9 protein-coding genes and 1 pseudogene are annotated in these 6,293 nt (G+C 33.1%); 9 read left to right on the forward strand and 1 reads right to left on the reverse strand.

Annotated elements, in window-relative coordinates:
* Positions 1-61 precede the first annotated feature (61 nt).
* From CD29_RS08500 to CD29_RS08525, 6 genes are all read left to right on the forward strand, one after another.
* Positions 62-742 (forward strand): hypothetical protein, encoded by a 681-nt coding sequence (locus CD29_RS08500; RefSeq protein ID WP_036185327.1) that lies wholly within the window; start codon positions 62-64, stop codon positions 740-742.
* Between the two features lie 32 nt (positions 743-774).
* Complete coding sequence (locus CD29_RS08505) at positions 775-1,230, forward strand: GNAT family N-acetyltransferase (RefSeq protein WP_036185330.1); 456 nt, start codon at positions 775-777, stop codon at positions 1,228-1,230.
* 271 nt (positions 1,231-1,501) lie between these two features.
* Positions 1,502-1,846 (forward strand): n-acetylglutamate synthase, encoded by a 345-nt coding sequence (locus CD29_RS08510; RefSeq protein WP_197061747.1) that lies wholly within the window; start codon positions 1,502-1,504, stop codon positions 1,844-1,846.
* A gap of 6 nt (positions 1,847-1,852) precedes the next feature.
* The gene (locus CD29_RS08515) at positions 1,853-2,233 is read left to right on the forward strand and encodes a hypothetical protein (RefSeq protein WP_169716168.1); all 381 of its coding nucleotides are present in this window, start codon (positions 1,853-1,855) and stop codon (positions 2,231-2,233) included.
* A 102-nt stretch (positions 2,234-2,335) separates the two neighbouring features.
* On the forward strand, positions 2,336-3,001 hold the full coding sequence (locus CD29_RS08520; protein WP_036185335.1) for an HAD family hydrolase: 666 nt from the start codon (positions 2,336-2,338) through the stop codon (positions 2,999-3,001).
* Positions 3,002-3,134: 133 nt separating this feature from the next.
* On the forward strand, positions 3,135-3,743 hold the full coding sequence (locus CD29_RS08525) for a DUF4304 domain-containing protein (RefSeq protein ID WP_036185338.1): 609 nt from the start codon (positions 3,135-3,137) through the stop codon (positions 3,741-3,743).
* A gap of 67 nt (positions 3,744-3,810) precedes the next feature.
* Here the strand turns inward: CD29_RS08525 and CD29_RS08530 are convergent, their stop codons facing one another.
* Positions 3,811-4,068, reverse strand: coding sequence for a type 2 periplasmic-binding domain-containing protein (locus tag CD29_RS08530; RefSeq protein ID WP_036185341.1), 258 nt, complete (start codon positions 4,066-4,068; stop codon positions 3,811-3,813).
* A gap of 115 nt (positions 4,069-4,183) precedes the next feature.
* Between CD29_RS08530 and CD29_RS08535 the strand changes: the two are divergent.
* The 3 genes and pseudogenes from CD29_RS08535 to CD29_RS08545 all read left to right on the forward strand — a co-directional run.
* A pseudogene (locus tag CD29_RS08535) lies at positions 4,184-4,855 on the forward strand (HAD hydrolase-like protein); the annotation flags it as partial.
* 67 nt (positions 4,856-4,922) lie between these two features.
* Entirely contained in the window at positions 4,923-5,180 is a 258-nt protein-coding gene (locus CD29_RS08540) for a hypothetical protein (protein WP_036185346.1), read from the forward strand.
* Between the two features lie 23 nt (positions 5,181-5,203).
* Positions 5,204-6,172, forward strand: coding sequence for a quinone oxidoreductase family protein (locus CD29_RS08545; protein ID WP_036185348.1), 969 nt, complete (start codon positions 5,204-5,206; stop codon positions 6,170-6,172).
* Positions 6,173-6,293: the final 121 nt, after the last annotated feature.

Genomic DNA, 6,293 nt, shown 5'->3' on the forward strand with positions numbered 1-6,293 from the left:
ATCCTTGTTTTCATAGTCATCCATTTAAACCGCTAAGAAATCTATAAAAGGGGAATTACTATTGAAAAAAAGATTAGGATGCTTACATGCACATTACTCAAATATAGAATACATAGAAAACGCACTTTCTCCATATAACATTGAGTTAATTCATTTTGTTGACCCTGCATTAATGTATCGTGTTACATCAGATGAAAGTTTTCAAAACTCGGATGCCCAAACTAAAGTGAAAGAGCAAATCGAATGGATTGCGCAATGCAATGTTGATGCAATCTTGATTACTTGTACAAATTACATTGCTATTTTGCAAGGGGACCAGCTCTCAATATCAGTTCCCATTATTAAGATTGATGAACCATTCTTTGAATTCATTTGCAATATACAGCAACCTCAAATAATTCTTTTTACAAATCCTTCAACCGTTGAAGGGACAATGGAACGTCTCAAACAATACGCAAATCACCATCAAAAAACTTTGAACATAGAGGTTATGGTTATAAACAACACTTTTGAATTAATCATGCAAGGGTTAAAAGAACAATACAATCAGGAAATTACTAAATTCTTAGAACAAATCATGGATGATCAGAAGAAAGTGATCTCTGTTGCACAACTATCTATGGTTGATGCAGCTCAGCAGTTTGAAACTAGGACACCAACAACAATCATTAACCCCTTGAAACCCTTAGTATCATCCATTGTGAATCAATTAGGTTTGTGCGATAAAACTAGTTTACAATAGTTAAAAAATAATTTAGTGGGGGATTAATACAGATGTGGGCAAATAATGGGTTTTCAATTTCAACAAATAAAGATTATTTAAATCTATCAGTAATCCATCAATTTTTAAGTGAAGAAGCATATTGGTCTAAAGGGATTCCTAAGGAAACCGTAAAAAAGGCAATTGAAAATACAACTTTCTGTTTCGGTGTTTACAAAGGTGAAGTAGGTAGAGAAGACTTTGTTCAAGTTGGTTTTGCAAGGGTAATAACTGATTTAGCGAGGTTTGCATATCTTTGTGATGTGTTTATATTACCGGATTATCGGAAATTAGGACTGTCCAAATGGTTAATGGATGTGATTACAAACCACCCTGATTTAAAGGAAGTTCGTAGATTTATGTTAGCGACGAATGATGCACATTCATTATATTCAAAATATGGTTTTGAAAGCATCGAACATCCAGAACTTTTTATGCAAAAAGTCCGTCAAAATCCTTATCAAAAGTAAACATTCCAACATCAGTAGATTACCGCTTGAGCGGTCATTAAAAATAAAATAATATCAGGTATTACTTTAAATTAAAACAAAGTGAGTTCTTTCTGATAGGGGGGCGTCCCAAAGGTTTAACTGATTTGAGTTGAAATACATATATTAAAATCGACAAAAATGGCATTTCATAAAAAGGTGAAATGCCTTATTTTATTAAAGTTGAGGGGCATTAGTTTAGGAAGTAAATGGTATGATAAAAAAATATTAGTAAGTAAAGGAGTATTAAGTAATGATAAATTATAATGGACGCAACTTTGTTTCTATTGAAAATACGGAAAATGGAGAGGTTTCTTCACAAACTTTATTTAAATATAAACAAAAGGGGCATATCATCTCAGCAACATACAGTGGCGGAGAAATTGTGCAAGGGACATTAATTGGAATAGTCAGGGAAGACGGTTGCTTAGAGTTTAGATATAACCACGTTAACAACAAAAATGAAATTAGAGGTGGACAATGTATTTCTACTCCTAAAATCTTACCAGATGGGCGAATTAGGTTATATGAAAACTGGAAATGGCTTGATTCAGAAGGTTCTGAGGGACATTCAATTATTGAGGAAATTAGTATATAAAAACTATTGAACATACTATATCATCCTTATTTTGCTGTTCCGCATTCAGGAATTAATCGAAAAATAGGTGAACTTATGAAATGTTTGGATTGTGGGTATGACCATAGTGAACTAGAAAAGCAATGGACATACAGTGGGAAGAGTAATGATGGTGGATTAATATATACGATTCTATCTAATTTTTATGATGATGAAATATTAGGGGAGATACTAAACCATGCATTATCACTCCAAAAACCACCATATGATTTATTTTTAGATACAAATATTGTCGAAACACATGGATGTAACACTTGCACTATGGAACAAATAAAGAGACGACAAGTACGAAGGAATATGGAGAAAGAATTTTTTGAAAAACGAATAGCCTTACATGATTTCTTTTAGATCCAATTAACTAACGAAGCAGTTTAATGAGCTATCTAAAGTTTCTAAGGTAAATGTATAAATGATTATGATATGATATTACGATTTTATAGGGGGATATATATGGCTTTAAAATATAAATGTCTAATCTTAGACCACGATGATACAGCAGTAAAAAGCACACCAAATATTCATTATCCATCATTTGTAGAGGCTCTTGAATACTTGCGACCAAACGATAAACCTATTACTTTTGAAAATTTTGTTAGATACTGTTTTAATCCGGGTTTTTCCTCTTTGTGTAAAGACATCATTAAATTCACAGAGGAAGAACAAGAACATCAGCAAGTGGTATGGAAAAAATATACCGAATCAACTGTACCAGACTTCTATGAGATGTTTGTAGAGACTATTCAAGAATTTAAAAAACAAGGTGGAATAGTAACGGTGGTTTCTCATTCTGAAAGGAACCGAATTGAAAGAGATTATTCTATTCATTGTGGATTTGTGCCAGACGCAATTTATGGTTGGGAACTTCCTGAAGAACAGAGAAAACCACATCCATTTCCAATTAAGGATATTTTAAAACGCTTTAATCTTGAAGAAACAGAAGCACTAATGTTGGATGACCTAAAGCCTGGATTGGAAATGGCGAGAAGTTGTAATGTAGATTTTGCTGCTGCTGGTTGGTCACACAGTATCTCTGAAATTAAGCAACAGATGAAATTAGAATCAAAATATTACTTTGAAACAGTAGAAGAATTCAATCGATTAGTATTGAGTAAATAATAATGAACATTTTTCAATAACAAAGGCATTACACTTAAGAAGTTGAAATCCCTTCATAGTAACCGTATGTAGAATAATCTCAATAAATATCGGGAAACGTAAATGATAAGTTAATATTAGGTGGGTTTAAACTATGAGTATGCAAAACGAATTGAAACAGCTGATCAAAGAATCAATTTCACCTTTATTTAAAGCTAAAGGGTTTAAAAAGAGGGGAAATAACTTTGCAAAAGTATTTTCTGATTTTGCTTGGGTTGTTAATATCCAAAATTCAAAGTGGAATACAAAAGAAGAAGTAGAGTTCACCTTTAATATTGGGATATTTACTGATAAGTTGTTCGGAACGTTTTATGAAGTAGAACCTCCGAAATTTCCAACAGAAATATACTCTGTTCTACGACTGCGTATTGCAGAGTTGAAGGGTATTCAAGATGAGTGGTATAAACTTCATCTAACAACGAACCTAAATGAAATTAAAAGAGTAATTCAAAACGACATTGAAAATGTGATTTTCCCTCACCTTGAACAATTCCAAACAATAGAAGATGTAATAAACGAAATGAAAAGAAAAGAAGAACAAGGGTGGTATGAAAATCCACACTTTTTAACGATTCTTTATCAATCCTATGGTTATAAAGATGAAGCTCAAAAACGAATAAGTAAAATGTACGCTGAGCAAGATACATCACAAAAGGAATTTACAAAAGAACTTGCAGAACGATTAGGACTAGTTGTGGGTTGAATATTTTTAATAAAAGAGGTTCAAGTTCATACGCTTGAACCTCTTTATTGCAAAAACTACTTTTGACTCAATATCTTTCCATAAATTCAACTTTCCCACGGGATTCTTCTTCATATTTTCCTACAGATACCGTTTCAGGAGTTCCGATTGAAATTCTACCAACCTCTGATTTATTAAGAACTTCAAAAGATTTTATTATAGAACCTTCTTTTAGGACAACTAATACAAGTTCGATTCCAAGGAGGTCCACTCCATCTTCTTTTGATGCAGATATAAATAACAGTAAGAACAATAGAGTACTCGCAAATCTAGTATGCATTCGCATGTTTTCACCCTACTTAAAATATATAATGGGTATAACTCGTAATAACTTATTATAATAATGAATGATTTCCAATTGTTAAATGAGAGTGTGTGAGATTTAATGAAGAATTACTTAAAAGGGAGAGGGGAAAATGTCGCAATCGCTAATCTTTGACATGGACGGAACGCTATTTCAAACAGATAGAATATTAGAACTATCTCTTGAAGATACATTTAACCATTTACGCTCACAAAATAAATGGGATAGAGAAACTCCAATTGAGAAATACCGTGAAATTATGGGCGTACCTTTACCGAAAGTGTGGGAAACTTTGTTGCCTGGTCATTCCATTGAAGTAAGGGAGCAGACTGATCGTTATTTTCTTGAAAGATTAATAGAAAATATAAATAGTGGCAAAGGGGCATTATATCCGAATGTGCAAGAAGTCTTTAGTTATTTAAAAGAAAATGACTGTGCAATTTACATAGCGAGCAATGGCTTAACGGAATACTTAAAAGCAATTGTAGATTATTATCATTTGGATCAGTGGGTTACTGAAACATTTAGCATCCAACAAATTGAATCGCTGAACAAATCAGATTTAGTTCAAACGATTATAAAGAAATACAATATTACCAGTGGTGCAGTAGTTGGAGATCGTCTTTCTGATATAAATGCAGCAAAGGATAATGGCTTAGTCTCTATAGGATGTAATTTTGATTTTGCAAAGGAAGATGAACTTTCCCAGGCTGATATGGTGATAGATGATTTAATTGAACTTAAAGGAATCTTTATTAAAAGTAATTAATTAAAGGGGCGTATTGAAATAAGGTAAAGGGGATTGCTGATGGAAATCAATAGGGTGAACGGGCAACATGCTGAAGATAAGAGGATTTTTGAATCAGAAATGGAAGTATATGAATGGTCACATTCTTTGTATCCAGATATCTCAAATTACTTATGTCTTGAAGCGAGTTGGTTATGCAACACCAGATGAAAAAGTGATAACTCAATTAGGTGAACTAATCCCACAATGGGCAGATTACTTAAAAGTAAAGGTTGAAGTTCATAGAGAAAAAGTATTAGAAAATGGCAACTATGTCTACAGAATATGGACTTCCAAAGCAGTCTAAAAATCAGGGGAGGGATTTTAAAAATGAAAGCAGTAATACAAAATGAGTTTGGTGATATTAATGTACTTTCATATACTGATATTGACATTCCAAAAATAGCTAAAAATGAAGTTCTAATTAAAGTGGCGTATACAAGTGTAAATTATGCAGATATAAAGCAACGACTGGGTAATAAGGGGGAAGGGGCTTTTCCAATCATTCTTGGTTTGGATGTTTCAGGAATAATTGAAGAAGTTCCAGTTAATTCGTCGTTCTCAAAAGGAGATAGAGTCATAGCTTTTCCGAAAAACGGTTCATATGCTGAATATGTAGTTGCAAATGAACAATTAGTATTTAAAATTCCAGAAAAACTTTCATTTGAACAGGCGGCAGCAATGCCTACTGTTTCCATTTTATCTTATATACTTTTACACGAAATTGGACAAGTACAAAAAACGGATACTATTGTTATACATAGTGCAGCTGGTGGAGTTGGTTCGATGCTTGTGCAGTTAGCTAAATTGGCTGGGATCCAAAAAATTATTGGAACCGTGGGAAATTTAGAAAAGGCGAATTATGTAAGAGAATTAGGGGCTGATGTTGTATGCACCTATGAAACCTTTACTGAGGAAGTTTTAAAACAAACCAATAATATAGGGGCAAATGTTATCTTTGATTCCGTTGCAGGTGATGTTACTAGTGTGAGTCTTTCGTGCTTAGCTTTATATGGCACACTTGTACAATTTGGTAATAGCAGTGGTAAGGCTGGTACTTTTAAAACAAGTGATGTTCATAGTAGTTGTAGAAATATTAAAGGCTTTAGCTTGGGTACAACAAGACAACATAATCCTGAACGACTAGGCCCTGTTGCAAAAAAAGTGTTAGAATTATTTGCAACAAATCAAATTACGCTACCAATTGCACAGGTTTTTAATTTAAGTGATGCAGCAGAAGCACATAAATTAATCGAAAGCCGAAATTATGAAGGTAAAATATTAATTAAAATAAACTAACCAATTTAACTTTATTATGAGTTAGCATTAATTAACCGGGCATTAATCCAAGAAGGATTAATGTCTTTTTTGTGTGTGCCAGGCATGGCAACTATCTAGGTGGTGGAAGTCCACTGTGGGG

Origin of the sequence: Ureibacillus manganicus DSM 26584, from assembly GCF_000772945.1 — a bacterium.
Taxonomy (GTDB): Bacteria; Bacillota; Bacilli; order Bacillales_A; family Planococcaceae; genus Ureibacillus; species Ureibacillus manganicus.